The organism is Streptomyces sp. NPDC100445 (assembly GCF_044759735.1).
GTDB lineage: Bacteria > Actinomycetota > Actinomycetes > Streptomycetales > Streptomycetaceae > Streptomyces.
Genome location: NZ_JBIVZV010000010.1, coordinates 62,700 through 89,413, shown reverse-complemented (window position 1 = coordinate 89,413; position 26,714 = coordinate 62,700). Strand labels below are relative to the sequence as shown.

Annotated in this window: 21 protein-coding genes and 2 pseudogenes; 18 read left to right on the top strand and 5 right to left on the bottom strand. The window is 69.0% G+C overall.

Going from position 1 to position 26,714, the window contains the following annotated elements; genetic code table 11:
* Positions 1–140: 140 nt before the first annotated feature.
* From pdhA to ACIQVT_RS23210, 9 genes and pseudogenes are all read left to right on the top strand, one after another.
* The gene (gene pdhA, locus ACIQVT_RS23250; protein WP_403757075.1) at positions 141–1,304 is read left to right on the top strand and encodes a pyruvate dehydrogenase (acetyl-transferring) E1 component subunit alpha; all 1,164 of its coding nucleotides are present in this window, start codon (positions 141–143) and stop codon (positions 1,302–1,304) included.
* The gene (locus ACIQVT_RS23245) at positions 1,301–2,305 is read left to right on the top strand and encodes an alpha-ketoacid dehydrogenase subunit beta (RefSeq protein WP_403757071.1); all 1,005 of its coding nucleotides are present in this window, start codon (positions 1,301–1,303) and stop codon (positions 2,303–2,305) included. Before pdhA ends, ACIQVT_RS23245 begins: the two co-directional genes overlap by 4 nt.
* Complete coding sequence (locus ACIQVT_RS23240) at positions 2,305–3,753, top strand: dihydrolipoamide acetyltransferase family protein (RefSeq protein ID WP_403757067.1); 1,449 nt, start codon at positions 2,305–2,307, stop codon at positions 3,751–3,753. The genes ACIQVT_RS23245 and ACIQVT_RS23240 overlap by 1 nt, the downstream gene beginning before the upstream one ends.
* Before the next feature lie 103 nt (positions 3,754–3,856).
* A complete protein-coding gene (locus ACIQVT_RS23235) occupies positions 3,857–4,798 on the top strand; it encodes an NTP transferase domain-containing protein (protein ID WP_403757064.1) in 942 nt (313 codons plus the stop codon).
* The gene (locus ACIQVT_RS23230) at positions 4,795–6,201 is read left to right on the top strand and encodes a molybdopterin molybdotransferase MoeA (RefSeq protein ID WP_403757061.1); all 1,407 of its coding nucleotides are present in this window, start codon (positions 4,795–4,797) and stop codon (positions 6,199–6,201) included. The genes ACIQVT_RS23235 and ACIQVT_RS23230 overlap by 4 nt, the downstream gene beginning before the upstream one ends.
* Positions 6,198–6,607: pseudogene (locus tag ACIQVT_RS23225) on the top strand (potassium channel family protein); the annotation flags it as partial. The gene ACIQVT_RS23230 and the pseudogene ACIQVT_RS23225, both read left to right, overlap by 4 nt.
* A gap of 783 nt (positions 6,608–7,390) precedes the next feature.
* Positions 7,391–7,813 (top strand): hypothetical protein, encoded by a 423-nt coding sequence (locus ACIQVT_RS23220; protein ID WP_403757056.1) that lies wholly within the window; start codon positions 7,391–7,393, stop codon positions 7,811–7,813.
* Positions 7,806–10,433 carry a tetratricopeptide repeat protein gene (locus ACIQVT_RS23215; protein WP_403757052.1) on the top strand — a complete coding sequence of 876 codons (2,628 nt, stop codon included), beginning with the start codon at positions 7,806–7,808 and terminating at the stop codon, positions 10,431–10,433. Before ACIQVT_RS23220 ends, ACIQVT_RS23215 begins: the two co-directional genes overlap by 8 nt.
* 779 nt (positions 10,434–11,212) lie before the next feature.
* Positions 11,213–12,127, top strand: coding sequence for a phosphotransferase enzyme family protein (locus ACIQVT_RS23210; protein WP_403757049.1), 915 nt, complete (start codon positions 11,213–11,215; stop codon positions 12,125–12,127).
* A 3-nt stretch (positions 12,128–12,130) separates the two neighbouring features.
* Here the strand turns inward: ACIQVT_RS23210 and ACIQVT_RS23205 are convergent, their stop codons facing one another.
* Positions 12,131–13,507 (bottom strand): sporulation protein, encoded by a 1,377-nt coding sequence (locus ACIQVT_RS23205; RefSeq protein ID WP_403757044.1) that lies wholly within the window; start codon positions 13,505–13,507, stop codon positions 12,131–12,133.
* Positions 13,508–13,713: 206 nt separating this feature from the next.
* Here ACIQVT_RS23205 and ACIQVT_RS23200 point away from each other — a divergent pair, with 206 nt between their 5' ends.
* Positions 13,714–14,280 (top strand): ATP-binding protein, encoded by a 567-nt coding sequence (locus tag ACIQVT_RS23200; protein ID WP_403757041.1) that lies wholly within the window; start codon positions 13,714–13,716, stop codon positions 14,278–14,280.
* 324 nt (positions 14,281–14,604) lie between these two features.
* The gene (locus ACIQVT_RS23195; RefSeq protein ID WP_403757724.1) at positions 14,605–14,901 is read left to right on the top strand and encodes a hypothetical protein; all 297 of its coding nucleotides are present in this window, start codon (positions 14,605–14,607) and stop codon (positions 14,899–14,901) included.
* A gap of 368 nt (positions 14,902–15,269) precedes the next feature.
* On the opposite strand, the gene ACIQVT_RS23190 is transcribed toward ACIQVT_RS23195, so the two are convergent.
* Positions 15,270–16,049: a GntR family transcriptional regulator gene (locus ACIQVT_RS23190; RefSeq protein ID WP_403757038.1), complete on the bottom strand. Its 780-nt coding sequence runs from the start codon at positions 16,047–16,049 to the stop codon at positions 15,270–15,272.
* Between the two features lie 162 nt (positions 16,050–16,211).
* Between ACIQVT_RS23190 and ACIQVT_RS23185 the strand changes: the two genes are divergently transcribed.
* From ACIQVT_RS23185 to ACIQVT_RS23170, 4 genes are all read left to right on the top strand, one after another.
* A complete protein-coding gene (locus ACIQVT_RS23185; RefSeq protein WP_403757035.1) occupies positions 16,212–16,556 on the top strand; it encodes a hypothetical protein in 345 nt (114 codons plus the stop codon).
* Positions 16,556–17,857, top strand: a complete 1,302-nt coding sequence (locus ACIQVT_RS23180; protein WP_403757032.1) for an FtsK/SpoIIIE domain-containing protein — start codon at positions 16,556–16,558, stop codon at positions 17,855–17,857. The genes ACIQVT_RS23185 and ACIQVT_RS23180 overlap by 1 nt, the downstream gene beginning before the upstream one ends.
* Positions 17,854–18,051, top strand: a complete 198-nt coding sequence (locus ACIQVT_RS23175; protein ID WP_336113256.1) for a hypothetical protein — start codon at positions 17,854–17,856, stop codon at positions 18,049–18,051. The genes ACIQVT_RS23180 and ACIQVT_RS23175 overlap by 4 nt, the downstream gene beginning before the upstream one ends.
* A 298-nt stretch (positions 18,052–18,349) precedes the next feature.
* Positions 18,350–19,711, top strand: a complete 1,362-nt coding sequence (locus ACIQVT_RS23170) for a replication initiator (protein WP_403757720.1) — start codon at positions 18,350–18,352, stop codon at positions 19,709–19,711.
* A 147-nt stretch (positions 19,712–19,858) separates the two neighbouring features.
* Here the strand turns inward: ACIQVT_RS23170 and ACIQVT_RS23165 are convergent, their stop codons facing one another.
* Positions 19,859–21,538 carry a recombinase family protein gene (locus ACIQVT_RS23165; protein WP_403757029.1) on the bottom strand — a complete coding sequence of 560 codons (1,680 nt, stop codon included), beginning with the start codon at positions 21,536–21,538 and terminating at the stop codon, positions 19,859–19,861.
* A 21-nt stretch (positions 21,539–21,559) separates the two neighbouring features.
* Between ACIQVT_RS23165 and ACIQVT_RS23160 the strand changes: the two are divergent.
* Positions 21,560–22,255: pseudogene (locus tag ACIQVT_RS23160) on the top strand (potassium channel family protein); the annotation flags it as partial.
* Between the two features lie 29 nt (positions 22,256–22,284).
* The gene (locus tag ACIQVT_RS23155) at positions 22,285–23,265 is read left to right on the top strand and encodes an NAD(P)H-quinone oxidoreductase (protein WP_403757026.1); all 981 of its coding nucleotides are present in this window, start codon (positions 22,285–22,287) and stop codon (positions 23,263–23,265) included.
* A gap of 61 nt (positions 23,266–23,326) precedes the next feature.
* Here ACIQVT_RS23155 and ACIQVT_RS23150 read toward each other — a convergent pair whose 3' ends face one another.
* The gene (locus ACIQVT_RS23150; protein ID WP_403757022.1) at positions 23,327–24,049 is read right to left on the bottom strand and encodes a hypothetical protein; all 723 of its coding nucleotides are present in this window, start codon (positions 24,047–24,049) and stop codon (positions 23,327–23,329) included.
* Positions 24,050–24,222: 173 nt separating this feature from the next.
* Here ACIQVT_RS23150 and ACIQVT_RS23145 point away from each other — a divergent pair, with 173 nt between their 5' ends.
* Complete coding sequence (locus tag ACIQVT_RS23145; protein WP_403757020.1) at positions 24,223–24,768, top strand: bacterial proteasome activator family protein; 546 nt, start codon at positions 24,223–24,225, stop codon at positions 24,766–24,768.
* A 117-nt stretch (positions 24,769–24,885) separates the two neighbouring features.
* Here the strand turns inward: ACIQVT_RS23145 and ACIQVT_RS23140 are convergent, their stop codons facing one another.
* Positions 24,886–26,529 (bottom strand): protein kinase, encoded by a 1,644-nt coding sequence (locus tag ACIQVT_RS23140; protein WP_403757017.1) that lies wholly within the window; start codon positions 26,527–26,529, stop codon positions 24,886–24,888.
* Positions 26,530–26,714: the final 185 nt, after the last annotated feature.

Sequence of the window (26,714 nt, the reverse complement as noted above, 5' to 3'; positions counted from 1 at the left end):
CATTGCAGGCTGTGCAGAACCGTTTGTCCACAGCCTGGCGGTGCCTGTAGCCAAAATGCGCCGGCGACCGAACAATCGGTTGGTGAGACGGGTCACAGCCGACACGTCTCCCGTAGCCGCTCCCACGAGGAGGTGCCGTCATGACGGTTCTGGAGCAGCGGGGCGCGTACCGGCCTTCGCCGCCGCCCGCCTGGCAGCCCCGTATGGACCCCGCGCCGCTGCTGCCCGACGCCGAGCCCTACCGCGTCCTCGGCACCGAGGCGGCCGGCAAGGCCGACCCGGACCTGCTGCGCCGGCTGTACACCCAGCTGGTGCGCGGGCGCCGCTACAACACGCAGGCCACCGCGCTGACCAAGCAGGGCCGGCTCGCCGTCTACCCCTCCACCACCGGCCAGGAGGCGTGCGAGATCGCCGCCGCGCTGGCCCTGGAGGAGCGCGACTGGCTCTTCCCGAGCTACCGCGACACGCTGGCCGTCGTCGCCCGCGGGGTGGACCCCGTGGAGGTGCTCGGCCTGCTGCGCGGCGACTGGCACAGCGGCTACGACCCCCGGGCCCACCGGGTGGCCCCGCTCAGCACCCCGCTCGCCACCCAGCTGCCGCACGCCGTCGGCCTCGCCCACGCCGCCCGCCTCAAGGGCGACGACGTCGTCGCGCTCGCCATGGTCGGCGACGGCGGCACCAGCGAGGGCGACTTCCACGAGGCGATGAACTTCGCCGCGGTCTGGCAGGCACCGGTCGTCTTCCTGGTGCAGAACAACGGCTTCGCCATCTCCGTCCCGCTCGCCAAGCAGACCGCCGCGCCCTCCCTGGCCCACAAGGCCGTCGGGTACGGCATGCCGGGCCGACTGGTCGACGGCAACGACGCCGCGGCCGTGCACGAGGTCCTCAGCGACGCCGTACGGCGGGCCCGCGCCGGTGGCGGACCGACCCTGGTGGAAGCGGTGACCTACCGCATCGACGCCCACACCAACGCCGACGACGCCACCCGCTACCGCGGCGACGCCGAGGTCGAGGCCTGGCGGGCGCACGACCCGGTCCAGCTGCTGGAGCGCGAACTGACCACCCGCGGACTGCTCGACGCCGGCGGCATCGAGGCCGTCCGGCAGGACGCCGAGACGATGGCCGCCGACCTGCGGGAACGCATGAACCGGGACCCCGAGCTCCAGCCCATGGACCTCTTCGACCACGTCTACGCCGAGACCACCGGGCAGCTGCGGGAGCAGCGCGCCCTGCTGCGGGCCGAGCTGGAGGCCGAGCAGGAGCAGCACGGCGAGCAGGACCGGCCGGAAGGCGGCGCCCGATGACCACCGTGGCCGTCAAGCCCGCCACCATGGCACAGGCCCTCACGCGCGCGATGCGCGACGCGATGGCCGCCGACCCCGCCGTGCACGTCATGGGCGAGGACGTCGGCACCCTCGGCGGTGTCTTCCGGGTCACCGACGGGCTCGCCAAGGAGTTCGGCGAGGACCGCTGCACCGACACCCCCCTCGCCGAGGCCGGCATCCTCGGCACCGCGGTCGGCATGGCCATGTACGGCCTGCGGCCCGTGGTGGAGATGCAGTTCGACGCCTTCGCCTATCCGGCGTTCGAGCAACTGATCAGCCATGTCTCCCGGATGCGCAACCGCACCCGCGGCAGGATGCCCCTGCCGATCACCGTCCGCGTCCCCTACGGCGGCGGCATCGGCGGCGTCGAGCACCACAGCGACTCCTCCGAGGCCTACTACATGGCGACCCCGGGCCTGCACGTCGTCACGCCCGCGACCGTCGCCGACGCCTACGGGCTGCTGCGCCGGGCCATCGCCTCCGACGACCCGGTCGTCTTCCTGGAGCCCAAGCGGCTGTACTGGTCGAAGGGCACCTGGGATCCCGAGCACCCCACGGACGTGGAACCCATCGGGCGGGCCGTGGTCCGCCGGCCCGGCCGCAGCGCCACCCTCATCACCTACGGCCCCTCGCTCCCGGTCTGTCTGGAGGCCGCCGAGGCCGCCCGCGCCGAGGGCTGGGACCTGGAGGTGCTCGACCTGCGTTCCCTGGTGCCGTTCGACGACGAGACGGTCTGCGCGGCCGTCCGGCGCACCGGACGCGCGGTCGTCGTGCACGAGGCCACCGGTTTCGGCGGGCCGGGCGGGGAGATCGCGGCCCGGATCACCGAGCGCTGCTTCCACCACCTGGAGGCGCCGGTGCTGCGCGTGACCGGGTTCGACATCCCGTACCCGCCGCCCATGCTGGAGCGGCACCACCTGCCCGGTGTGGACCGCGTCCTGGACGCCGTGGCCCGGCTGCAGTGGGAGGCCGAGGGCTGATGGCTCAGGTGCTGGAGTTCAAACTGCCCGACCTCGGCGAGGGACTCACCGAGGCGGAGATCGTGCGCTGGCTGGTCCAGGTCGGTGACGTGGTCGCCGTCGACCAGCCGGTGGTCGAGGTCGAGACGGCCAAGGCGATGGTGGAGGTGCCCTGCCCCTACGGCGGCGTGGTCACCGCCCGCTACGGCGAGGAGGGCACCGAGCTGCCCGTCGGCGCCCCGCTGCTGACGGTGGCCGTCGGCGGCGGACCGGCGGCGGAACCCGAGGGCTCGGGGAACGTCCTGGTCGGCTACGGCACCCAGGCCCCGGCGGCCCGGCGGCGCCGGGTGAGGGCGGCGACGGTCGGCGCGGTCACGGTCGGCACACCGACGGGTGGCACGACCACCGGGCAGGTCCCCGGCCGGGACACCGGCCACCGCGCCGGTCCCGGGTCCGGCGCCTCGGACGGGCACGTCCCGGCGGGCGCCCACGCGCGGGTGACCCCCACGGCACCGGCACCGGTCTCCCCCCAGACACCGTCACCAGCCCCCACCACGGCCCCGGACCCCGCGACCGCCGACGGGCCCGTTCCCGTGATCTCACCCCTCGTCCGTCGGCTCGCCCGGGACAACGGGGTGGACCTGCGGCGGCTGGCCGGTTCGGGCCCGGACGGGCTGATCCTGCGCGCGGACGTGGAGAACGCGCTGCGGGCCGGCACCACCCCGGTCCCGGTGACCGAGGAGACGGCCGTGCGCGCGCCCGTCGCGGCCCCGGCCGGGGGCGAGGTCCGCGTCCCGCTCAAGGGAGTGCGCGGTGCCGTCGCGGACAAGCTCTCCCGCAGCCGGCGGGAGATCCCGGACGCGACCTGCTGGGTCGACGCCGACGCGACCGAACTGCTGCGCGCCCGCGCGGCGATGAACGCGGCCGGGGGACCGAAGATCTCCCTCCTCGCGCTGCTCGCCCGCGTCAGCACGGCCGCGCTGGCCCGGTTCCCCGAGCTGAACTCGTTCGTCGACACCGAGGCCCGCGAGGTCGTCCGGCTCGACCGGGTCCACCTCGGATTCGCCGCCCAGACCGAACGCGGGCTGGTCGTACCGGTCGTCCGGGACGCCCACACCCGCGACACCGAGTCGCTGAGCGCGGAGTTCACCCGCCTCACCGACGCGGCCCGGGAGGGGAGGCTCACCCCCGGGGAACTCACCGGCGGCACCTTCACGCTGAACAACTACGGGGTGTTCGGCGTCGACGGGTCGACCCCGATCATCAACCACCCCGAGGCGGCCATGCTCGGCGTCGGCCGCATCGTCGCCAAACCGTGGGTGCACGAGGGCGAGCTGGCCGTCCGCCGGGTGGTGCAGCTCTCGCTCACCTTCGACCACCGGGTGTGCGACGGCGGCACGGCGGGCGGTTTCCTGCGCTACGTGGCGGACTGCGTGGAACAGCCGGCGGTGCTGCTGCGCACCCTGTGAACGCGTCGCCCGGGCGCACCCCCCCCGGGCGTGTCCCGCAGGCGGGCCCACGGTGTGACGCGGGCCGCACCGGGAGGAGGAGCGGGCAGGACATACTCGGAGGGTGACCGAAACCGTCCCCGCCGCTCCCGGGCCGACCGTCCCGTACGACGTCGTCGTGCTGGCGGGGGGCGCCGCCCGGCGGCTCGGCGGGGCGGACAAGCCGGGCCTGCGCGTCGGCGGCCGTACGCTGCTCGACCGGACGCTCGCGGCCTGCGCGGGCGCCCGGACGACCGTCGTGGTGGCCGCCCCCCGGCCCACCGCCCGGCCGGTGCGCTGGGCGCGCGAGGAGCCGCCCGGCGGCGGACCGGTCGCCGCGCTGGAGGCCGGCCTGCGGCTCGCCGCCGCCCCGCACGGCCCCGCCCCGCAGCCGCCCGCACCACACACCGTGGTCCTCTCCGCCGACCTGCCGTTCCTCCAGGAAGGCACCGTCCGGCGGCTGCTGACCGCGCTTCAGGACACCGGCGCCGACGGCGCGCTGCTCACCGACGCGGGCGGCCGTGAGCAACCGCTCGTCGCCGCCTACCGCACCGCCGCGCTCCACCACGGACTGTCCGCCCTCTCCGCCACGCCCGGCGGCCTCTCCGGGTTGCCCCTGCGCCGGCTGACGGGCGCCCTCCACCTCACCCGCGTCCCGGACCCGCAGGCGTCCTTCGACTGCGACACCTGGGACGACATCGCCCGTGCCAGGGCACGCATCAGGGAGCATGGGCACGTGTTGGATGAATGGATCACCGCAGTCAAGGACGAACTCGGCATCGACCTGGACGTCGACACCGGCGTGCTGCTCGACCTGGCCCGTGACGCCGCCCACGGCGTGGCCCGGCCCGCGGCGCCGCTGACCACGTTCCTCGTCGGTTACGCCGCGGCCATGGGCCGGGGCGGCCCCGAGGCCGTCGCGGAGGCCGCCCGCAAGGCCGCCGCGCTGGCCCTGCGGTGGGCGGAGGAGGGCGACGGGGACAAGGAAGAGAACAGCGGGGGCCCGAGCGCCCCGGACGCCGGATGACCGCCCCCGGCACCCGGCCCCGGGCGTCCGCCGACGAGAACGACGACCTCGACGTCGAGGAGGCCCTGGCCCTCGTGCGGGACGCACCCCGGGAGACCGGCGACGACAGCGCGGGCCCCGCGTCCGCCCCGGTCCCGCACCCGCCCGGCGCGCAACCCGCCGAGCCGCACCGGGCCACGGCCTGGCCCCGGGCCCGCGAGATCGCGGCCCGCGCCGCCCGCCCCCCTGCCCCGGCCGGTACGGCCACCGCCCCCGCCGGTGCCCGCCGCGCCCCCGTGTCGGTCGCGCTCGGCGACGCCCTCGGGCTGGTCCTGGCCGCGCCCCTGGACGCGCTCACCGACCTGCCCTCCTTCGACACCTCCGCGATGGACGGCTGGGCGGTCGCCGGACCCGGCCCCTGGCAGGTTCGGGCCGAGGACGTGCTCGCCGGGCACGCGCAGCCCGATCCGCTGACCGACGGTGAGGCGGTCCGCATCGCCACCGGCGCCCGCATCCCCGCCGACACGACCGCCGTCCTGCGTGCCGAGCACGGCCGTACCGACGCGCAGGGCCGCCTCCACGCCACCCGCGACATGCTCCACGGGCAGGACATCCGCCCCCGCGGCCAGGAGTGCCGCACCGGTGACCGGCTGCTGCCCGCCGGCACCATGGTCACCCCGGCCGTCCTGGGCCTGGCCGCGGCGGCCGGGTACGACACGGTCACCGCCGTGCCCCGCCCCCGCGTCGAGGTCCTCGTCCTCGGTGACGAACTGCTGACCGGCGGGCTCCCGCACGACGGACTGATCCGGGACGCGCTCGGCCCGATGCTGCCGCCCTGGCTGCGGGCGCTCGGCGCCGAGGTCGTCGCCGTACGCCGGCTGGGTGACGACGCCCGGGCGCTGCGCAAGGCGATCACCGCCTCCGGTGCCGATCTCATCGTCACCACGGGCGGCACCGCCGCCGGGCCCGTCGACCACGTCCACCCGGTCCTGGGCCGCGTCGGCGCCGAGATCCTCGTCGACGGGGTCAAGGTGCGCCCCGGTCACCCCATGCTGCTGGCCCGCACCAAGGAGGAGCAGCACCTCGTCGGGCTGCCCGGCAACCCGCTCGCGGCCGTCTCCGGGCTGCTCACGCTGGCCGAGCCGCTGCTGCGGACCCTCGCCGCCCGCCCCGCCCCCGAGCCGTACACGCTGCCCCTCCGGGAGGCGGTGCAGGGACACCCCTACGACACCCGGCTGGTCCCCGTGGTGCTGCGCGGCGACCACGCCGTGCCGCTGCACTACAACGGCCCGGCCATGCTCCGGGGCATCGCCGCGGCCGACGCGCTGGCCGTCGTACCGCCGGGCGGGGCCGGGCAGGACGAGGAGGCGGAGCTGCTCGAACTGCCCTGGGCGACAGCCGGCATCGGGGTGTGTTTCACGTGAAACTGCCGGGCCAGGACGCCATCGCCCGCCAGGCGGACGAGCACCTGGTGACCCATCGGGTGAAACTCCCGAGGAAAGTGGTGGAGCGCCCATCCGCCAGGTCGCCGAGCGCCTGCTCATGGCCCTGCTGGTGCTGGTCGCCACCGCGCTCGTCGTCTACGCAGACCGCGACGGCTACCACGACAGTTCCGACGGCTCGGTGGACCTGCTCGACGCGTTCTACTACGCGACCGTCACCCTCTCCACCACCGGATACGGCGACATCACCCCCGTCAGCGACAGCGCCCGGCTCACCAACATCTTCGTGATCACGCCCCTGCGCGTGCTGTTCCTGATCATCCTGGTCGGCACCACGCTGGAGGTCCTCACCGAACGCACCCGGGAGGAATGGCGCCTGAACCGCTGGAGTCAACGGTTTGCTAGATGTACCCCAGAGGGGCTGTAGTGCGCTTCGCGTCCCCTTCTGGACCCTGCCTCGACTGCGAAGTCTGTTCGTAGATGGGTGCTTGGGTACAAGTAGGCCCGACCGGCGAGTAGTTGCTGCCGTTGACGGTCAAGAACGCTGGTCAGGGCCTGCGTCGAGTGATCAGGCGCACTGACGTGAGTGAGGCACTCGATCGGGTGATGGAGGCGCTGGCGGGGGCGAGTGAGGACGAGGTGGCGGCTGCGCTGGTTGCGGTCGGCGCTTCGGTCCCTCTGCCTGCCGGCGCCGTCGGCGCCCTCTTGGACGCCGTTGCCGGGCCCTGGAAGTACCCCTTGCATCGTTTCCGAGGTGGAGTGGGTCTGAGGGACTTGCAGGCTGGCGGCTGCTCGGTTCCCAACCCCTTTCCTGATGGGAGGGGGCCCGTAGGTGTGCGGTGGCATGGGCTCGCTCGATTGGATCTTTGAGGCCCCCCACCTCAGCTGAGTTACAACCTTCTCTACTGGTTCTACTGGTTTCAAGGCGGCTCGCTCCGCTCCCCGCGCGCTCCCCGCGCGCGGCCCGGCCCCCGGCCGGGCCTACGCCCCTGTCTCCGCCCCGCCTCCAGCCCGGCCGGCGCCCGTGCCGCGCTCAGAGCAATCAGCCGCTAGCTGCGAGAGAAGGGGTACGTCGTGGCTGAGGAGGTCGGCGCAACCAGATTTGCAGTTTGGGTGGTGTGCTCAGTCAACTACTGCTACACCAGAGGAACAGCACGGCATGGGGGGATGCATGAGCGAGCTTGAGATCTTGCAGATCGCCGCACCTGCGGCGCAAGCATTGCTGACCAGCATGGTCACCGATGCATGGCAGGCGGCGAGAGGACGATTCGCCCGCCTTCTAGGCCGGGGAAACGAAACTGAGATCCGAGCAATAGAAGATGACTTGGAAGACGCACGCAACCAAGTCATCGAAGGGAGTCCCGAAAGATCACTAGTTGCAGGTGAAGTTTGGAAGGCTCGGTTTCGCCAGGCACTCATAGCCAACCCTGAGATGGCTAAGGAATTGCGTGAACTGTTGAGTGAACTGAATCGCGCTGAACCACGACATGGCGACACGGCCCAGCAACGCGCCGTTGCCCGGGATAACTCCGTGGTTTTCCAGCAAGGTTCCGGAACCCAGAACTACTACGGCACACCAAACAGCAATGAGTGATGAAGCATTTATTCTGGGCCCCCGCCACAGTGTAGGTAAACTCGTGCATGCCCATGACCATGCAACCACGTTTCAACAAGAACATGGGGTGCAAATATACCTCGGATCGGGGGGCGGCGAGAACCTCGGAGCCGCTATCACTCAGGCGCGGCTCGCGAGTCTCAGTTTCTGGCCGCTCGTAAGAGAGGTATCCGATCCGATTAAGTGGGGAGCACATCCCGCCCCGGCGCGAGAAGGCGCTCGGCACGTCAATTACATCAATCGAGACATTGATCAAGCTGCACTGGAAGCGTTGAAGCCTGGCCATTTCGTACTCCTAATTGGCGATTCGACGGCTGGAAAAACGAGAACCGCCTATGAGGCAGCCCAACAGCTTCTAGGCGATTATCGAGTTTTCATGCCTTTCGACGGCAGCGAAGCAGCTATCGCCACCGAGCTGCTCAGACATGATTCCCGTGTTCTTCTATGGCTCGACGATCTGGACGTATTTATGGCTCCGCCTGCCATATCCGTTCGCATCATCGATGAAGTAACTCAGCGAAACGGCATAGTCCTGTCAACCCTACGGGCTGAGCGGTTCAACGAACTATCTGCTCGCGAAGATCGCTCAGCGTTTGACACCGAACGGCGTTTGGTTCGGAACGCCCGGCAGATTATGAGCCGGGCGGAGAAATTTTTTCTCGACCGGCGATGGTCTAACGAAGAAGTTGATCGCGCCCGCACGAGTACCGATCCCAGGTTGGCGGACGCGGTAAATCATGCCGATGACTATGGGGTAGCTGAGTACCTTGCAGCCGGCCCTCAGCTCTACGAGGAATGGCGAAACGCTTGGTCGCCAGGAGCACATCCTCGCGCAGCCGCCTTGGTTGCTTCAGCCATCGACTTCAAGCGAGCCGGTATCAACAAGCCTGTTGGAATTGGCGAGTTGGTGAGAGTGCATGAGCACTACCTGCAGGAGAATGGGGGAATTCGCCTTCGTCCTGAGACCTTTGAGCAGGCGATTTCGTGGGCCACGGACCCACTTCATGCAACCACAAGCTTGCTTGTTCCCTACGATGCAGGTACCTATAAAGCGTTCGACTACCTTGTTGACAAGGTAGCAAACTCGGAAAAGATGAAACACATCCCAGATGCCGTTTGGGACGAGGTGCTTTCCGGCCACTGGGACTTCGACTTCCACACTGTCGGCGAGTACGCTGCCAAGACTGGCCGGACGGACTTGGCGGAAAGGGCCTACCGCCTAGCGGAAAGCTCGGATCACGAAGGCAAGGACGCCTTCCGCCTTGGCCACGTGTTCGCTACTGCTGGCGATTACGACCAGGCCGAGAATTGGTATAGCAGATCTGCCGACAGCGGGAATGTGCATGCACTCGCCAATCTCGGTTACGTATACGTCAAAAAGAGAAATTTCCCGCAGGCGGAGAAGTATTTCAGCGACGCTGCCCAGAAGGGCGACGAAAAAGCTACGGTAGGCCTCGCCACAATCCTTCTGCACCAAGATCGCATTGATGAAGCCGACACATGGTGTCAAATCGCAGAAGACAAGGGACTTCCTGAAGCGAAGGTGATGCGGGCTGACATATACATGGCTCGTGGTCAGCTGGACCTTGCCGAGCCTATTTATCTAGAAATGAGTGACGCCTTCCCCCAGAAGGTCGCGACTGGACTCGGTCTGCTCAATCTAGAGCGAGAAAACTATAGGCAAGCAATCACTCATTTCGAAACCTCCTTGCAAGGGGGAGAGCATGGAGCGCTGCTCAGCCTGGCTAGCTGCTATTTCCGACTTGAGGACTACGCAAAGGCTCAAGATTTCTCACGGAATTACATAGAAGAGCATCCCGAAGATCCGATTGGTTATTTCAATCTAGCCTTCTACCTCCATCGGGCAACCACGCCTGATCTGGAGGAGGCAAAGCGTCAATACCGTAAGGCCATTGAGCTGGGCTATACTAAAGCCGCAACAAATCTGGCAAACCTGTTGTCGAACGAGGAGTGCTTCGAGGAAGCTGAAGAGCTCTATCTCATGGCCGTTGCGAACGGAGACTCCAAGGCGCAGAGTGGTCTCGCTCATACCTATCGAATGACAAGGCGCTTCTCATCGGCCATTACGCTACTTCGACGGCTCATCTCAGATGGAAACATTGCCGCCTATCGTGAAATGGGTCGTGTGCAGGAGGACATGGGACGCCCAAACTTGGCTATTGTGTGGCTGAAGAAGGCTGTCGATATGGGTGACAGTCGTGCAGGAGTCAGGCTCGGGTACATTTATGAGAGAAGGGGAGAGCCTAAGAAGGCCACACCCTATTATCGAGTCGCAGCGGAAGATGGAGATGGCCACGCCTACCTTCATCTCGCCATGATCTTCGAGCATCGCCGAGATCTATCCAAGGCAAAGGAGCTGTATCAGAAGGCCTTTGAAAACGAGGACTTTGAGGCTGCCGCCAGGATCGGGCGCCTGTATTGGCGTGAAGGTGACCTGGAATCGTGCGTGGAGTGGCTGAGAAAGGGTGTAGATCGAGGGGATGAAGAATCAAAGAAGCTTCTATCATTCTTCCGCTATGTCGATGAAGCTCGTGCACAGCTTGCTCACTCTTCGGCCCTCTCAGGCCCGGAAGGCTAACCCAGCCGGCCAGTCACGCTCGTTTTAGATCCCCGGGAAACAGACGAGAACGGTCGCGAACCCACCTTCCCTTCTCAATACTGATAGCTGAGACCGAGCAGCCGAGCGGTACGAGGAGTTGGCACGACGGCCCATCTCCGAAGTGCGAAGCCTATGAGAGGCCGCAGCGGTGAGTGTCTAATTGCCTGACCGCCGGCGCACAACGGTGGAGGAGCACGGGCGCCTGCGAACCATCGATGCAAGTGAGAGACACACGAGCCCAGGGGAGAACCCTCACCCAAATTGCTTCGGGACGAAGAGGTCCTCACCCAAGGTCTCACCGCCACGCTTCTACCGACGGGGCTTGCTCTGGGCGACGGCATGGCAGCGTGGCTGAGGCCGGCGGGGCGCGGCAAGGCGCACGCGTGCGTGGTCGGTCGGCGCGCCCCCCGTCGTGGCCGGCTGTCGTTGGTTGAGGCTCAGATACTCCGGGGCTCCCAGCTCTGCCAAGGAACCTTCAAGGGGAAGGGACCGCGCCATACGCGTGCCAGATCCTGCGGGGAACCAAAGGGACAGCGGGAAGCGCACCTCGGTGCGACCAGGATTCCAACATGAATCCACCGCAGGTCAGCACAGCAACCGCTGCCCAAGAACCCGAGCTTCCCAGGCTGAGAGCTCCCACCCTCGCTGAGACCGCCTTCTCCTGGGTACTGTCGTGCTCGTGTGTCCGGTGCGCGTTGGGTTGGTCACCCGAGGCTCGCACTGGTTGATCGCGCGCGACTAGGGGAGCTGGTACGGGCATGGCGGTTGACGCTGCTCGATCGGAAGAGGGGTTCACGTCGGCCAGGGCTACGTGGGTGATGCGTGCCGCGTGCCGGGCTGCGGGGCTCGATGACAGAGGCGCCGAGCTGATCCGGCTCGGAGAGAACGCGCTGTTCCGGCTTAGCTCGGCGCCGGTGATCGTTCGAGTGGCTCGGGGTGAACCGTGGTTGCCGAAGGCTCGTGTCGAGGTTGCTGTTGCCGGGTGGTTGGCGGCAGAGGGGTTCCCGGCGTCCCGACTCGTTGACGGCCTGGAACAGCCCTTCCTGATCGACGGCCACCCTGTGACCTTCTGGCGGCTCATCGTGCAGGGCACTCGTAAGCCAACGTACGGCGAACTGGGCCGCATCCTGAAGGACCTGCACTCCATGACGGTCCCCGTAGGCCTTGAGTTGCCCGCCTTCGATCCCTTCGGTAAGCAAGAGCTGCGGATCAGTAAGGCACCGATCCCAGAAGATGACCGGGTCTTCCTCCGCAAGCGGTGGCATGAGCTGCGCGGTCAGTTCGAGGAGTTGACGTTCGAGACTCCTAAGGGACCGGTGCACGGTGATGCCCACGTGCAGAACCTCATGGTGAACGATCGGGATGAGGTCATCCTGATCGACTTCGAGGCCTTCTGCTTCGATCACCCGGAGTGGGACCTGATGGTCACGGCGGTCGAGCGTCACAGCCTCGGGTGGCAGACCGATGAGCAGTACGCGGACTTCGTGCGGGCGTATGGGCGGGACCTGTACGACTGGCACGGCTACGACACGCTCCGACGGCTCCAGGAGTTCGGCATGACGACGTGGCTCATGCAGAACGTGCAGGAGAGCGAGGAGACGGCGGCCGAGTACCGCCGGCGCATCGCTGGTTTGCGCAACGACGATGCGCCGCGGGATTGGCGTCCCTGGTAGCTGTTACTCGTCCTCGTCGTCCAGGCGGGCGAGAGCTTCACTCACCTGCTCGTTGAAGGCGACGACGGCGGGGTGAGTGGCGTGCGCGCTCACCTCGGCTTGGAAGTCGGTGACGTAGCGCTGGAAGCGGGAGGACTGGAGGGAATCGCCGCCGTCCACGGCAAGGCTCGCGGTGGTGACGGCGGCTTCCAGGTCACCGTTCAGTAGCTGGCTCTGGGCGAGCACCATCCGGCAGAAGCCCAACGTGCGGGCGTACTGCGGATCGGTGCTGTCGACGGCGCGCTGTGCGTGCTCGACGGCTTCCCGGCGCATCTTCAGGTCCCGGAAGCAGTGACAAAATTCGCCCAAGAGTTCGGCGTCATCGAAGTAGCTCAGCCACGTCGGGTCATCGGCGCCTTCGGCCCGCTCGAAGTGTCGTTCCGCTTGGTTCATCGCCTCGGCTGCTCCGGCCCGGTCGCCGGCGTTGGAGAGTGCGCGGGCCTCCATCGCCCAGTAGTTGGCCATGGCTCGTGGGGTGGCTCGGCCTTTGGCACCCTCAACGGCTGCGCGGGCGAGCTGGATGGCTTGGGTGTGCTCGCCCAAGTAGTTGGCCTGGTGACTGAGGTTGCCCAGGATGCGCGCACCGAACATCCGGTCATCGATGACCTTGGACAGCCTTAGCGTGGAGGTGAGGTAGCGGTGGGCAAGCCGGTGGTTGCCGACGTCGTATGCGGTCCATGCGAGCAGCTGGGAGACCTCGGCGGCGGCCCCGTAGAGCGCTGTGCCTACCTTTTCGCTGTAGCTGGCGTTCAGCAGGGGGAGGACCTCGTGACGGAAGTAGTGGCGTAATGCCTTGTGGCCGTGGCCTCCGCCGTACTTGAAGTCAAGCTGCATGAACATGGAGGCGGCATCCCGGATCGCGCGTACGTCGCGCATGCCGACTCGTTGATGTGCGGGCCTGTCGGCCTGGACGCCGTCGGGCCGGTCGATCATCCATGAAAGGACAGCTGAACTTAAGTCGGCCTCTGCAATGATCAGTCGGTCTGAGACGGGCGTGTCGGCATGCTCCTGGGCAAGGCCGTCTAGCATCGCCAGAACGTCGGGGACCGTGCTCGGGTATCCGATCGGCTCGGGGGCGGTCGGCCGAGTGTGGTCGAAGAAACCGAGATCGCCCGGGGTGACGCGGCGGCCCAGCTTGGCACTGAGAACGTCGGCCATGATCGCTGCCGTCTCCGGTTTGATGCCGACACCGTCTCGCCAGCGTTGCACAGCGATGTGTGTCGTACCGAGACTGATGCCTCGCTGGGCGGCAGCGTCCTTCATCCGCTTGGCCAGTCCCTTGTTGGAGACCTTCGCTTCGTCCATGACTGCAATCAACTGAGCGTTTCGTTCTCGGCTCATGCTCCCCTGCCAACCCGAGAATTACGGCGAGTGTTCATCGTGTCACAGCAGTATCGCGTTGGGGGTTCATTGGTGAACCCCTTTCACATTTGCCGGTGTTCACGTGAACCCCCTGGTGAACGCTCCCAGCCAAGCCTGCCGCGCCGTTCACTGAGCACCACAGTTCGGCGAGCCAAGGGGCTTGACAGTGCATGGGAGGGAACGCGGTGGAAGCGCGGCAGAGCAAACACACAGCGAACGCCCCGACGGTGGGCGCATCGCACCGTTCGTGGCACGACTCCTCTAGCGGCCACTTCCGGGCGCTGACGGCCTACGCAGAGGACCCGGACTGCGTGAAGGCTGCGCGGGACATGGTCGGCTCTTACCTCACCACCTGGAGCCTGGCGTACGTGGTCGATGACGCGAAGCTCGTCGTGTCGGAACTCGTGGGCAACGTCGTCCACCACGCCGTCCCGGATGAGCGCCTGTCGATGCCCGGTGCGAAGAGGCGCATCGACGTGTGGCTGATCAACTGGCCGGGGCTACTGGGGATCGGGGTCTTCGACGAGGACTCGACTCCTCCCGACCTCCCGGCGGGTGAGTTTCTCTCGCCGGATCTGGCTGGCGACTTCCTCGAGGCGCTCGTACCGGATCGGGGACGCGGGCTAATGATCGTTCAGCGCTTGGCCGATGCGGTGTGGTGGTCGCCAGGGCTCAAGGGTGCTGGCAAGTCGGTGTGGTGCCGGTTTGACCTTGATCGCGTCTGGGCCGACTGGTTCGAGTCGTCGGCCTGATAGACGCCGGGTCGCCAGCCCTTCTCTGCTCCCTCGCGATCGGGAGTGGGGCGGTGGCCCGGTCACTGGCCGGAGCCTGACCACTCCGGCCGAAGGGGCGCGGTCTCTCGGACGGCCCGGGGGCTCCCCTCCCGAGCGAGAGTTCGCGCTTCACATCCCCATATAGGCCGGGCCACCCCGTCAGCCCTGGAAAGCGAAGGGTGGCCCGGCTGGGAACACGGCGGTTCCCGGTGCCTGATGGTACCGGGGCCGCCGTGCTGCGTTTTAGCCCTGGTCCAAGGAAGTTGATGATCCGTTACCTAGATCAGGGCAGAGGTGGGCAAGGTGACTGGCTCGGGTGAGGGCTGGCTGAACGATGGTCTCGATCTGCCGGGGGCGGACTCCGGTCTCTGGGTTGCCGGGGTGGACTACATCTCCGGTTGGTGTGAGGCGCGTGAGGCTGCCGACCGGCTCAACCGCGCACTCTTGGGCGTGGGCTTGGAGCTGTCTGCCGTGCGGGCCGTCGCGTCCACGAACGAGGACGGGCGTGGGGTGGTGTGGTTGACGGGCTGGCCGGACGTCGTGGACCGGCTCGCTGAGCTCCTGGAGACACGCGCGGACAGCGATGGCGGTGCGGCATGAGGGGTGCTTCCGCTGGTGAAGTCTGCGTGAGGTCGGCGACTCTCCTGTTTGATGCCCCAGCTACAGAAAGTCAGCCACGACGATGCCGTGCGGCGAACGAGACGGCACGCGTGTGTCTCGCTCAGCCACCCACCGACAGCAACCACGCTTCCGTGTTCTTGATCGTCGCTGCCGGTACCGCCCGAGACTCGGCATCGAGGAGTGGTCGACGCCTCGACTTCTTGGGCGTGCTGCGGGCGGGGGCGCCGGCCGACCGGACGGGACCGGCGTCCACGCCGCACGCCCGGCCGGGGCGGCCGGGCGCCCCGGCGCGCCGCAGGCGCGCCCTTGAGGAAGTGAAGGTGGTTTCGACCGATCGTTGTTGGCACTCAGGCGTGGGGGTGTCGTGCGGGCTGTTTGTCGGCAGTGATCCGGTAGGCGAGTTCGGCCCGGTCGGCGCCGAAGCGCAGTTCTTCGAGGATCAGCGGGCGGTCGTCGGTGCCGTGCGCGACGCGGCTGACATGCAGGATCGGTGTGGCGTCCGGGAGCCGGAGCGCGGTGCGTTCGTCGGGCAGGGGCATGCGTGCCCGTACGGTCTCGGCCCAGGTGAGCTTGTGTCCGGCCTGGGTAAGCACCCAGTAGAGGGCGGCCGATGGCTTACACGGCTCCTGACTGAGCAGGGGAACGGCCTCGGCAACCTCGAACGGGATCAAGGTGCGGTGCATGGCGCGCGTCCCGGTGCCGGGGTCGGTGAGCAGTCGGTCACAGCCGAACAGGGCTTCCTCGGCCGTGAGTTGCAGGAGCCGGCCTGTGGCCTTCGTCGTGTGGGTGCGGTAGGTGCTCGGCTCCTCGGCCTCCTCCCAGATGTCGCCGCTGGGCATCACGAACTTGCCGTCGCTGGTGCGGCTGACGCCCCGTTCCAGAGTGAGGACGGGGTGACCGCTGGAGCGTACGAAACTGCCCTTGCCGTGCCGGACGTCGATGAGGCCTTCGGCTCGCAGGGCGGCGATAGCGTTGCGGACGGTCGGCCGCGATACGCCATAGCGGGCCATGAGCTGGGCTTCGGACGGCAACAGGGAGTCTGGTGCGAACTCGCCGGACAGGATCGCTTCGCGGATCGCGGCGGCCACCTGCTGGTAGAGGGCTCCGGGGCGCTGGATCTCCGACATTCGGTCATCTCCGGGTGAGGTCCTAGGCACGTCGCACGCGCGACATCACTCGTCAGCATAAGTAGTTGCGCTACTGCCGTACAGAGCCTCATAGTCATCACTCGTAAGGACAAGTGACGTCAGAATGTCTCGGCGTCTTGACTGGCCAAGGAGGCCAACGAAATGCAGTCCATTCCCGTGGACACGGCGCGGCTGGGCGTACTGCGGTGCGCCATCGCGCCCGAAGCGAAGATCACCAACTCCGAGACGCAGGAGGTGAAGAGGGACCGGGACGGCAACCCGGTGTGGACCGTGGCGGTCACCGTGCGGCAGGACGGACGGCGGATCTCCGTGATCGAGATCGCCGTGAGCGGTCAGCCGAAGGGCATTGAGGAAGGGCAGATCGTCAAGGTCACCGGTCTGACAGCGTTCATGTGGTCGATGGGGGACCGGCACGGCGTCAGCTTCCGCGCCGACGCGATCACCCCCGTGACCGGTCCGGCGCACGCCAAGGGCGGTGACGCCTGATGGGACCGCTCCTGCTCGCCCTTGGTCTCGCAGTACTGGCGTGGGTGCTCGTCGTCGGTGACCTGGTCCGCCGGCACCGCCCCGTCTGGCACTGGTACCTGATCGGTTACCCGGCTACCGCTTGCCGGGTCGTGTTCACCTGGCGCAAGGTCGCGCAGCTCAACGACCTCGCTGTAGCCAAGCGTCCGCCGCGCGGGCTGCTCGGTGACCTGGTCGTTAAGGGTGACCCGCTGCGGCCGGTGGCTCCGCGGATTGCGTTCCCGCGGGCGACCCGCATGGGGCTGACGGTGCTGGTGCGACTGCACGCGGGTCAGACTCCGACAACCTTCCTGAAGGCCGCTGACGCGTTCGTCCACGCGTGGAAGGTTCACGCGGTCCGGGTCACCTCGCCCGAACGCGGGCTCGTCCTGCTGACGGCGACGGCCACCGATCCGCTTCAGAGGCCCGGCTTAGCGTCTGCTCCGGCCGAGCTGCTGTCGGCGCTCATCGGGGTCCTGGAGAGCGGCGGCGCCTGGGTGATGAACCTGCGGCTCGTGCCCCACTGGCTCATCGCCGGTGCCACCCGCTCGGGTAAGTCCACGCTGCTGGCCCGGCTGATCACCCAGCTCGCCCCACAGTCGGTCGCCTTGGTCGGCATCGACTGCAAGGGCGGTATGGAACTGGGCCTGTTCGTCGACAGGCTGAGCGCGCTGGCCACCTGCCGACGCGAAGCGGTCGCTGTGCTCTCCGCGCTTGTGGTCGACATGCAGGACCGCATGAGCGCCTGCCGGTCGGCCGGGGTCCGCTCCATCTGGGAACTGCCCGACAAGATCCGGCCGGTTCCGGTGGTCGTGATCGTGGACGAGATCGCCGAACTGTACCTGTCGGACGGCACGCGTGAGAGCAAGGCGGAAGCCGAACAGTGCTCCACCCTCCTGCTCCGGATCGGGCAGCTCGGGGCAGCGCTCGGCCTGCACCTGGTCGTCGCCGGCCAACGCGTGGGTTCCGACCTCGGCTCCGGCGTCACCGCGCTGCGAGCCCAGCTCGGCGGCCGGATCTGCCACCGCGTCAACGACCCCGGCACGGCCGAAATGACCCTGGGTGACCTGAACAAGGACGCGGTAGCGGTTGCCCAGTCGATCACGGCAGAGGAACGCGGCGTGGCCGTTTGCACCGGCCCTGACGGCGGTTGGAGCCGCGCCCGCTCCCACCTCACTCCGACCGAGGAAGCCGTCTCCACGGCGCGGAAGTACGCCGCGACGGCCCCGGAACTACCCGCCCTGAACGGCGCCCTTGAGGTGTCGGAAGGAGACGACAAGTGATCAGCGAAGGTACGGCGTTCACGTTCTCGGTGATCTTCGGGATCATCACCGTTCTCCTCGTCCGCTCCCGCGACGTGCGTGCCTGGGAAGCGGTCTGCGTCGGCCTCTTCGGCCTCTACCTCGGCCAGACCCCGGTGGTCTTCACCATCCACGGGCTCGTGACTTGGCTCATCAGCGGCTTCGCCCACCACTGACCCGAAGGGACACAAAGCCATGCCCATGCCTCGCGTGAGGTGCCCCCACTGCAAGGGCGACGGAGCCCGCAGGACCTGGACCGGACGTACGCGCCGCTGCCGCGTCTGCCGGGGCACCGGAACCATCCGCTGACCACCAACCCGCCCCCGACGACCCGGAGGTGATCCCCATGACCCACCCCGCACCACCAGCCGTCCATACCCCTGCCGCCTCGGCGGCCCATCCCGGAAGGTCACCACCATCACCCCGGACTTCACTCCGGCTGACCGGCGCGCCGCCCTCGACGGCGCAGCGCGCCTGCGTCAGCTCCCGGAAGTAGACCGCGACGCAATCCGTCTCGCACAAGACCCGAAGTTCCCTCGCCTACTGGAGCAGATCACCGCTACCGGCGGCTGCTCCCACCCAGTCCACCTCTCCGGCTCCACCACCACAGTGGACGGCACGACCGGCGAGATCCTCCATCACTACGACACCCGCGACGAGCCCGGCGAACGCCTCCTCGTCCGCTGCCGCAACCGCCGGGCAACCATCTGCCCGGCCTGCTCCCGCCTCCACGCCGGAGACACCTACCACCTCGTCCGTGCCGGCCTCCTCGGCGGCAAGAACGTCCCCAATGACGTCCGCTACCGCCCCCGGCTGTTCGTCACCCTCACCGCTCCGTCGTTCGGCCCGGTGCACCGGTCATCGGAGCTGTGCCGTCCCCGTCGTGATGGCGGCACCTGCGAACACGGCCGTCCTCTCGGTTGCGGCCTCGTCCACGCGCCCGACGCACCGAGTGTCGGCCAACCGCTCTGCCTCGCCTGCTACGACTACACCGCCCACGTCCTGTGGCACGCACACGCCTCCAAGCTCTGGGACCGCTTCGTCATCGACGTTCGGCGGCGCCTCGCATCATCGGTCGGCCTGGTGCAGTCCCGCTTCGCCCGGTACGCCCGGCTGTCCTTCGCCCGCGTCGCCGAATATCAGCGGCGGGCGGCCGTCCACGTCCATGCCGTCGTCCGCCTCGACGGCCCGACCGGACCCGGCGACGAACCTCCGACCTGGGGCACGGCCGAACTCCTCATCGACGCTGTACGCTCCTCCGCTCGGCGGGTACTGGTCCGTACGCCCTACAGCCCTGCCGTGGGTGAGTTGAACCTACGCTGGGGCGCACAGACCGACGCCCGGCCCCTACGGCCCGACGATGACGGCCCCGACGATGACGCGGTCGCCGCGTACGTCGCCAAGTACGTCACCAAAGGCGCAAGCGACATAGGCGCTGGCACTGACTACCGGCTCTCGACCTGGGCCGATATCGAGTCGGCACCCGTCAGCGAACACACCCGAATTCTCATGCGGACCTGCTGGCGCCTCGGCGGCCTACCCGAGTACACACCCCTCCGCCTGCATGCCTGGGCCCACACCCTCGGCTACCGGGGACACATCCTCACCAAGTCGCGCGCCTACTCCACTACCTACGCAGCACTGCGCGCCCAACGTGGTCACCACATGGGGCACGTCGAGATCCCCGACACGGTCACCGAACGGCACTGGCGCTACGTCGGCTCCGGTCACACCCCCGGCGCCTTCCTCATCGCCGCTGGGATCGCTGAAGACATCGCGCGCAACCGGGAAGCTGCCTCCGACGCCCTGACGCCCCCCGATGGGAGGTCCGTTTGAGACTCCCGTTAGAAGGAGACGACGACTGGGCTTGGGCCCGTGAACAGGCACGGAACGCACCTGCCTGGTCTGACGACGACTGGCGACGGGCGAACACGATCCTGGGTCTGCCCGTCGCCCCGCGTCTCGCTCCGCCTCAGCCCGAGGTCACTTCGAACCATCCTCGGACTCAGCCCACGACTGATCCCCCTTCGGCCTCCACACCGGAGTCAGCCGCTCACGCACCGGCTTCCCACGTCCGACGGCAGGTCCGACAAGGACGGCGATTAAGGTGTCCTCGATGTACGCGCGCTTCTCACTGAGCAGCAGGTCATCCCACGTATCGGCGAGATCAACGGGCTCACTCTGTGCGGAGTGCCTGTGCCGTAGGAATCGGTTCCGCTCCGTCGTGAGACGCCGCTTCTCGGCCTCGTGCTCCGCGAGCTGCGAAAAGTACGTCTCCGCTGTGATGATCCGCGACTTCCGGGCCTGCTTCAGGTCCTCGATGTCTTCGAGGACGCGAGTCAGCTTCTCCTCCCCATCCCACGTCGTGGGCGCGGGACTGGCCTCCCGCTTGGCGGCCTCCTCCTGGTGCTTGGCGATCACCATCATGGATACGGCCTTGTCCGTTTCCGGGCCGGGAATCCTCGTGCCCCCGCACCCCGCGTAGGCGCTGCCGCTGCTTGGGCACGTGTAGTAGAAGTACCCCTCTGGCTTCTTGAGGCGCTTCTCCGCCTTGGAGATCCGAAGCTGCGCACCACAGCCGTTCCGGTCACACCGCAGGGTGCCCCGCAGCAGGGACTTGCGCGCGTTGAAGCCCTGCCCCGGAGCGGGATTAGAACCGAGCAGTTCCGTGACGGCTTCCCACTCCTCGACGGTGATTGCGGGTTCCCACTGCCCGATCACCGGCTTCCCATGGTCGTCCAAGACGATCTCGACCCGTTTGTTGGTCGTTCCCGTGACTGGGTCGACGTCCATGACCTGGCGCGAGCGGTACCCGCACAGTCGGGGGTTACGGATCACGGCCTTGAGTCCCGCGTGAGACCAGGTGCGGCCGGTCGATGTCTTCACGCCGGCCTCGTTCAGCTTCTTGATGACGGCCGAGATCGGCTTGCCCGAAAGCAACCAGTCGACCATCCGTCGAAGCCACTCCACCTCGTCGGGGTCCAGCGTGCGCTTGTCGTCCTGCCACCCGAAAGGCCTTGTGCCGCCCGTGGGGATCCCGGCCTGCTGAAGAGCACTGTGTTTGCGGGCGACCCGGCGCGCCGTGTCGGCGGACTGCTTGTTGTTCGTCGCGGTCACGATCCGTGCGACCGTGCGGCCGTTGTCCGTGAGGAGATCGAGGGTGCCCGTGATGTCGATGATCGGGCGCCCGAAGTTCTCCACGACCTCGATCGCGTCCTCAAGGTGCCGGTTGTCGCGCGTCAGTCGGTCGATGTCGTAGACGATCAAGCCGTCCAACCGCTCGCCGTTCGGGGCCACTCCCCGCTTGAGGTCCTCCAACGCGCCCTCGAAGACAGGGCGGATGACGCGGTACCCGATCTCGCCGTTCGGCAGCCGGACGCGCTTGCGCTTCCACGCGCTCGTGTCCGGCTCCTCGTACGTGTAGACGTACCGGCCACCGCGCGAGTCGACGAAGCGCTTGTTGTCTTTCTCCTGCTCGTCACGACTCCTGATGTCCCGGCCGGTCATGGGCCGGAACGCGGGCCTGGCAACCGTGGTGTCGCTAGCGTCGTTCTCAGCAGTACCGGGACCCTCGTCGACCTCGAAGGACAAACGGACGAGTCCAGCCCAGTTCTGCCCCGCTAAGTCGCCCCAACGGGCTCGCTGCACAAGGTCGTTGTTCATGGTCTAAGGGTACTTTCAGAAAACCGCTGGAGGTCCACCTTGCGCGACCACACCGTCGTCGTCGGCTTCGGCACGAAGGGACGGTCGGCCGTCCAGACCGTCTGCGCGACGGGACTGAGGAAGGAGCAGGTGGTCGTCGTCGACCCCAGCGCGAAGGCGGTCGACGCGGCCACCGCGGAGGGCTACGCCGGCGTCGTGGGCGACGCCACCCGCAGTGACGTGCTCAGGCGGGCCGAGGTGCACCGGGCCCGGCAGATCATCATCGCCCCGCAGCGTGACGACACCTCCGTCCTCGTCACGCTGACCGCTCGCCAGCTCAACCGCGGCGCCAAGATCGTGGCCGCGGTGCGCGAGGAGGAGAACGCCCCGCTGCTCAAGCAGTCCGGGGCGGACGCGGTCATCACCAGCGCCAGCGCGGCCGGCCGCCTGCTCGGGCTCTCCGTGCTCAGTCCCGCCGCCGGCATGGTGATGGAGGACCTGATCCAGCAGGGCAGCGGGCTGGACATCGTCGAACGGCCGGTCGTCCGGGACGAGGTGGGCAGGACACCGCGCGAGACGGCCGACCTCGTGGTCAGCGTCGTCCGCGGACACCGCGTGCTCGGCTACGACGATCCGTCGCTCGGCACCCTCCAGCTGACCGACCGGCTCATCACCATCGTCAGGGTCACGCCCGGCGCCCGGACCGCCCCGGACACCCGGCCGCTCCCGCACGGGTGACGAGGCCCGCGGGGGGTAGCGTCACCGGCATGCATGCGATCACGATTCCCGAACCCGGCGGTCCCGAGTCCCTCGTGTGGGCGGAGGTCCCCGATCCGGTGCCCGGCGAGGGCGAGGTGCTGGTCGAGGTGGTGGCCAGCGCCGTCAACCGTGCCGACATCATGCAACGGCAGGGCTTCTACGACCCGCCGCCCGGCGCCTCCGTCTACCCCGGCCTGGAGTGCTCCGGCCGGATCGCCGCACTCGGCCCCGGCGTCTCCGGCTGGTCCGTCGGCGACGAGGTGTGCGCGCTGCTCGCCGGCGGCGGTTACGCCGAGAAGGTCGCCGTACCGGCGGGGCAGCTGCTGCCCGTGCCCCAGGGCGTCGACCTCCGGCAGGCCGCGGCGCTGCCCGAGGTGGCCTGCACGGTCTGGTCCAACGTGTTCATGGTCGCCCACCTGCGCCCCGACGAGACACTGCTGGTGCACGGCGGCTCCAGCGGCATCGGCACCATGGCGATCCAGCTCGCCAAGTCCCTCGGTGCCCGGGTCGCGGTGACGGCCGGTACGAAGGAGAAGCTGGACTTCTGCGCCGAGCTCGGCGCCGACGTACTGATCAACTACCGCGAGCAGGACTTCGTCGCCGAGGTCCGGGAGGCCACCGGCGGCGCGGGCGCCGACGTCATCCTCGACAACATGGGCGCCAAGTACCTGGACCGCAACATCCAGGCACTCGCCGTCAACGGGCGCCTGGTGATCATCGGCATGCAGGGCGGCACCAAGGGCGAGCTGAACATCGGCGCGCTCCTCGCCAAGCGTGCCGCGGTCAGCGCGACCTCGCTGCGCGCCCGCCCGCTGGACGAGAAGGCGACCATCGTCGCCGCCGTGCGCGAGCACGTGTGGCCGCTGCTCGCCGACGGCCATGTCCGTCCGGTCGTCGACCGTGAGGTGCCGATGCCGCGGGCTTCCGAGGCGCACCGCCTGGTGGAGGCGAGCGGCCACATCGGCAAGGTCCTCCTGGTCGCGCCGTAGCGGGAACCGGCGCCGGCCTGAACCGGCGCCGGCGGCGCGGGACCGGCCGGCGGAGCCGGGGTCAGGTCCTGCGGAGTCTCAGGCCGAGGAGGGCCAGTGCCAGGCCCAGGCCGATGAGGACCAGGCCGCTGCCCAGCGGCAGGATCCGCAGGACCGGCTCCGTGGGACCCTCGCCCTGCTGGACCCCCTCGTCGGCGGCGGGCCGCAGCACAGGCGCCGCCGGGTCGAGCCCGGCCTCCTCCGGCGGCGGTGAGACCGTCGGTGTCCCGTCCGGCACGTCCGCCGACTCCTCCGCCCGCACGGCCTCGGCGTCGGGGTCGGGATCGTCACCCTCCACCTCGGCGGCGGGCCCGTCCGGCCGTCCCGGCCGCAGCCGTCCCTCACCGGCCCGGCTGCCCGCCCGGGACGGCTCCGCGGCGGGGCGGGCGGAGACCGAGGGGCGGACCGACGCCGACGCCGAGTCGGACGGCGCGGGAACGCCGGCAGCCGGAGGATCGGCGGCGGGCGGATCCGGGTGGCGCACCCCGTGCGCGTCGGCGGTGACCGAGGCGGTGGCGGACCCGGGCAGGCCCTGCCCCGGCCGGCCGTGGCCCGGACCGTCCCCGGTGGACGCCTCCCGGTGCCCCGTGGCGGACGGGTGGACGGGGCCCCGCCGGGCGGCGTGGGCGGGCGGGGCGCCGTGACCGGCGGCGACGGCGACGCCGTGCGCCGGCGGGGCCGCCGCCGTGAGGACGAGCAGCAGCAGCGGGACGCGGCGGAACGCCCGTCGCAGGCATGGAGTCACGTCGGTGACCTCCCGGAGCCCAGGTGCCGTGACCGATGGAAACCCGACGGGGACCAGCCTCACACCCGGCGGCCGACGCGGCACTCCGGGTTGCGCCGTCGGGGCCGGCCGGGCGATGGGCCACACGGGGGGCAGCACGGTGACGCGGTGGTGAGGTGCGCGACAATGGTCGTATGGAGATGCCGAGGAACGAACGGTCGCCGGAGAATCCCCAGATCCTCGTCGTGGGGCAGGACGGGATGGCGCTCGGTGGCGGCGGGGGCGAGGACTCCCGCGAGACCCCGGTGACGGAGATGGTGGAACAGCCGGCCAAGGTGATGCGGATCGGCAGCATGATCAAGCAGCTCCTGGAGGAGGTGCGCGCGGCCCCTCTCGACGAGGCCAGCCGGGTGCGGCTGAAGGAGATCCACGCCAGCTCGGTGAAGGAACTGGAGGACGGTCTGGCGCCGGAGCTGGTCGAGGAGCTGGAACGGCTCTCCCTGCCGTTCACCGACGAGGTCACCCCGAGCGACGCGGAACTGCGGATCGCACAGGCGCAGCTGGTGGGCTGGCTGGAGGGTCTCTTCCACGGGATCCAGACGACGCTGTTCGCCCAGCAGATGGCCGCGCGGGCCCAGCTGGAGCAGATGCGTCGCGCCCTCCCGCCGGGCGTGTCCGGCCCCGACGGGCTGGGTGACGAGCAGCGCGGCGGCGCGCACACGGGCGGACCGTACCTGTAGGCACCGGCCCCACCACGAAGTCACAAGGTCACGAGGTCACGACATCCGAGGGGCCCGGCGGACATCCGCCGGGCCCTCACCGCGTCCGGGCGCGGACCCGCCGCGCCCGGTACGGCGTCACTGCGGCGGGTTGCCGGTCGACACGCTCAGCTCGATGGTGCCCACGTCGTGCGGGCTGACGTCGGTGCCGTGCTCGGGGAACTGCTTCAGCACGGTCCCGTCGCCCCAGGTGGCGTCGTCCTCGTGGTCGATGCTCCACTTCCAGCCCGCGGCCTGGAGGCACCGCTTCACGGAGCCGATGTCCTTGTACCGGAAGTTGGGCATCTGGACCTTCTTCGGGTCGCTGTACGACTCCTGCGGTTCCGTGCACTCCGACTTGTCGATCTGCCGTGTGGTGTCCGGCCCGCGGTAACCGGTCCGGTGCGAGGCGGACGCCGAGGCGCTCGAACCGCCGGTCACGCCCTTGATGTCGTCGCCGGCGTTCTTCAGCGTGAGCGCGACGACCAGCCCGACGACCGCGAGGGCCACCACCGTCACCGAGCCGATCACCAGCGGCCTGCGGCGCCTGCCCCGCCCGGCATCGGCGGGGTAGGGGCCGGTCTGCGGGGCGCCCGTGTACGGCGGTGGGGTCGGCGCGGTCTGCGGGCCGTAGCCCACCGGGGGCGTCTGGTAGCCGCCCTGCTGGGGGTAGCCGTACCCCGCGGCGGGCGCCGGGTGGCCGTAGGGGTTCTGGGCCGGGGACTGTGTGTGCGGGTACGGCGTCTGCACCGGGCCGTGCGGCGCCTGGGCCGTCCGGTCGACCGGCGGGAACACCGCGGAGGCGACGCCCGACCCGCTCTGTGCCGGTGCGGCGCCCGCCACGATGTTCGGCGCCGCCGCCTGGAGGGACGCGGCGACGCGCAGGCACTCGTCGCGCATGGACTCGGCGGTCGGGAAGCGCTCGTTCGGGTTCTTCTTCAGGGCGCGGGCGACGAGCGCGTCCACCGCCGGGGGCAGCGCGCGGTTGACGGAGGAGGGCGGCACCGGCTCCTCCTGCACGTGCGCGTAGGCGATCGCCAGCGGCGAGTCCGCGTCGAACGGCAGCCGCCCGGTCACCAGCTGGAACAGCATGATGCCGACGGAGTAGAGGTCGGCGCGGGCGTCCACCCCGCGGCCGAGGGCCTGCTCGGGCGAGAGGTACTGGGGGGTGCCGACGACCATGCCGGTCTGGGTCATCGAGGTGACGCCGGACTGCATGGCGCGGGCGATGCCGAAGTCCATGACCTTGACCACGCCGCGCCCGGTCATCATCACGTTGCCCGGCTTGATGTCGCGGTGGACCAGCCCCTTCTCGTGACTGATCTCCAGCGCGGCGAGCACGTCGGCGGTGACCTTCAGCGCCTTGTCGGCGGGCATCGCGCCGTGCCGCTGGATGTCCTCGGCGAGGACCGAGCCGAGCGGGCGGCCCTCGACGTACTCCATGACGATGTACGGCGTCGCCATGCCGTTCAGTTCGTCCTCGCCCGTGTCGAAGACGGAGACGATGTTGGTGTGGGTGAGCTTGGCCACGGCCTGCGCCTCGCGGCGGAACCGCTCGCGGAAGGCCGGTTCCCGGCCGAGGTCGGTGTGGAGCGTCTTGATGGCCACCTGGCGGTCCAGCACGGCGTCGTACGCGAGGTGCACCGAGGCCATGCCGCCCTCACCCAGCAGGTCGCGCAGCTGGTAGCGGCCTCCGGCCAGCGCCTGCCCCGCGTACCGGCCGTGTGCGCCGTCCTGGCTCATGTTCCCGCGTCCCCCACCGGCCGCCGGCGCCGTCACCGGCGAGACAGGCCTTGATCGAATGTGTCATTCCCGGCCAAGTCTGCCCCAGGGCACCGGCACGTCAAGCTCGGTGCCCGTTCCGTGACCGTACGCGCAAGAAGCGTCGCGCAAGCGTTACCGGTGCCCTACGGCAGGCACACGGAATT

Coding starts and splice junctions, on each gene's coding strand:
- ACIQVT_RS23245 (WP_403757071.1), top strand. CDS start 1,301: ATGACCACCGTGGCCGTCAAGCCCGCCACCATGGCACAGGCCCTCACG.
- ACIQVT_RS23180 (WP_403757032.1), top strand. CDS start 16,556: ATGGGACCGCTCCTGCTCGCCCTTGGTCTCGCAGTACTGGCGTGGGTG.
- ACIQVT_RS23240 (WP_403757067.1), top strand. CDS start 2,305: ATGGCTCAGGTGCTGGAGTTCAAACTGCCCGACCTCGGCGAGGGACTC.
- ACIQVT_RS23205 (WP_403757044.1), bottom strand. CDS start 13,507: ATGAGCCGAGAACGAAACGCTCAGTTGATTGCAGTCATGGACGAAGCG.
- ACIQVT_RS23155 (WP_403757026.1), top strand. CDS start 22,285: ATGCATGCGATCACGATTCCCGAACCCGGCGGTCCCGAGTCCCTCGTG.
- ACIQVT_RS23220 (WP_403757056.1), top strand. CDS start 7,391: ATGAGCGAGCTTGAGATCTTGCAGATCGCCGCACCTGCGGCGCAAGCA.
- ACIQVT_RS23185 (WP_403757035.1), top strand. CDS start 16,212: ATGCAGTCCATTCCCGTGGACACGGCGCGGCTGGGCGTACTGCGGTGC.
- ACIQVT_RS23165 (WP_403757029.1), bottom strand. CDS start 21,538: ATGAACAACGACCTTGTGCAGCGAGCCCGTTGGGGCGACTTAGCGGGG.
- ACIQVT_RS23145 (WP_403757020.1), top strand. CDS start 24,223: ATGGAGATGCCGAGGAACGAACGGTCGCCGGAGAATCCCCAGATCCTC.
- ACIQVT_RS23210 (WP_403757049.1), top strand. CDS start 11,213: ATGGCGGTTGACGCTGCTCGATCGGAAGAGGGGTTCACGTCGGCCAGG.
- ACIQVT_RS23140 (WP_403757017.1), bottom strand. CDS start 26,529: ATGAGCCAGGACGGCGCACACGGCCGGTACGCGGGGCAGGCGCTGGCC.
- ACIQVT_RS23215 (WP_403757052.1), top strand. CDS start 7,806: ATGAGTGATGAAGCATTTATTCTGGGCCCCCGCCACAGTGTAGGTAAA.
- ACIQVT_RS23190 (WP_403757038.1), bottom strand. CDS start 16,049: ATGTCGGAGATCCAGCGCCCCGGAGCCCTCTACCAGCAGGTGGCCGCC.
- pdhA (WP_403757075.1), top strand. CDS start 141: ATGACGGTTCTGGAGCAGCGGGGCGCGTACCGGCCTTCGCCGCCGCCC.
- ACIQVT_RS23230 (WP_403757061.1), top strand. CDS start 4,795: ATGACCGCCCCCGGCACCCGGCCCCGGGCGTCCGCCGACGAGAACGAC.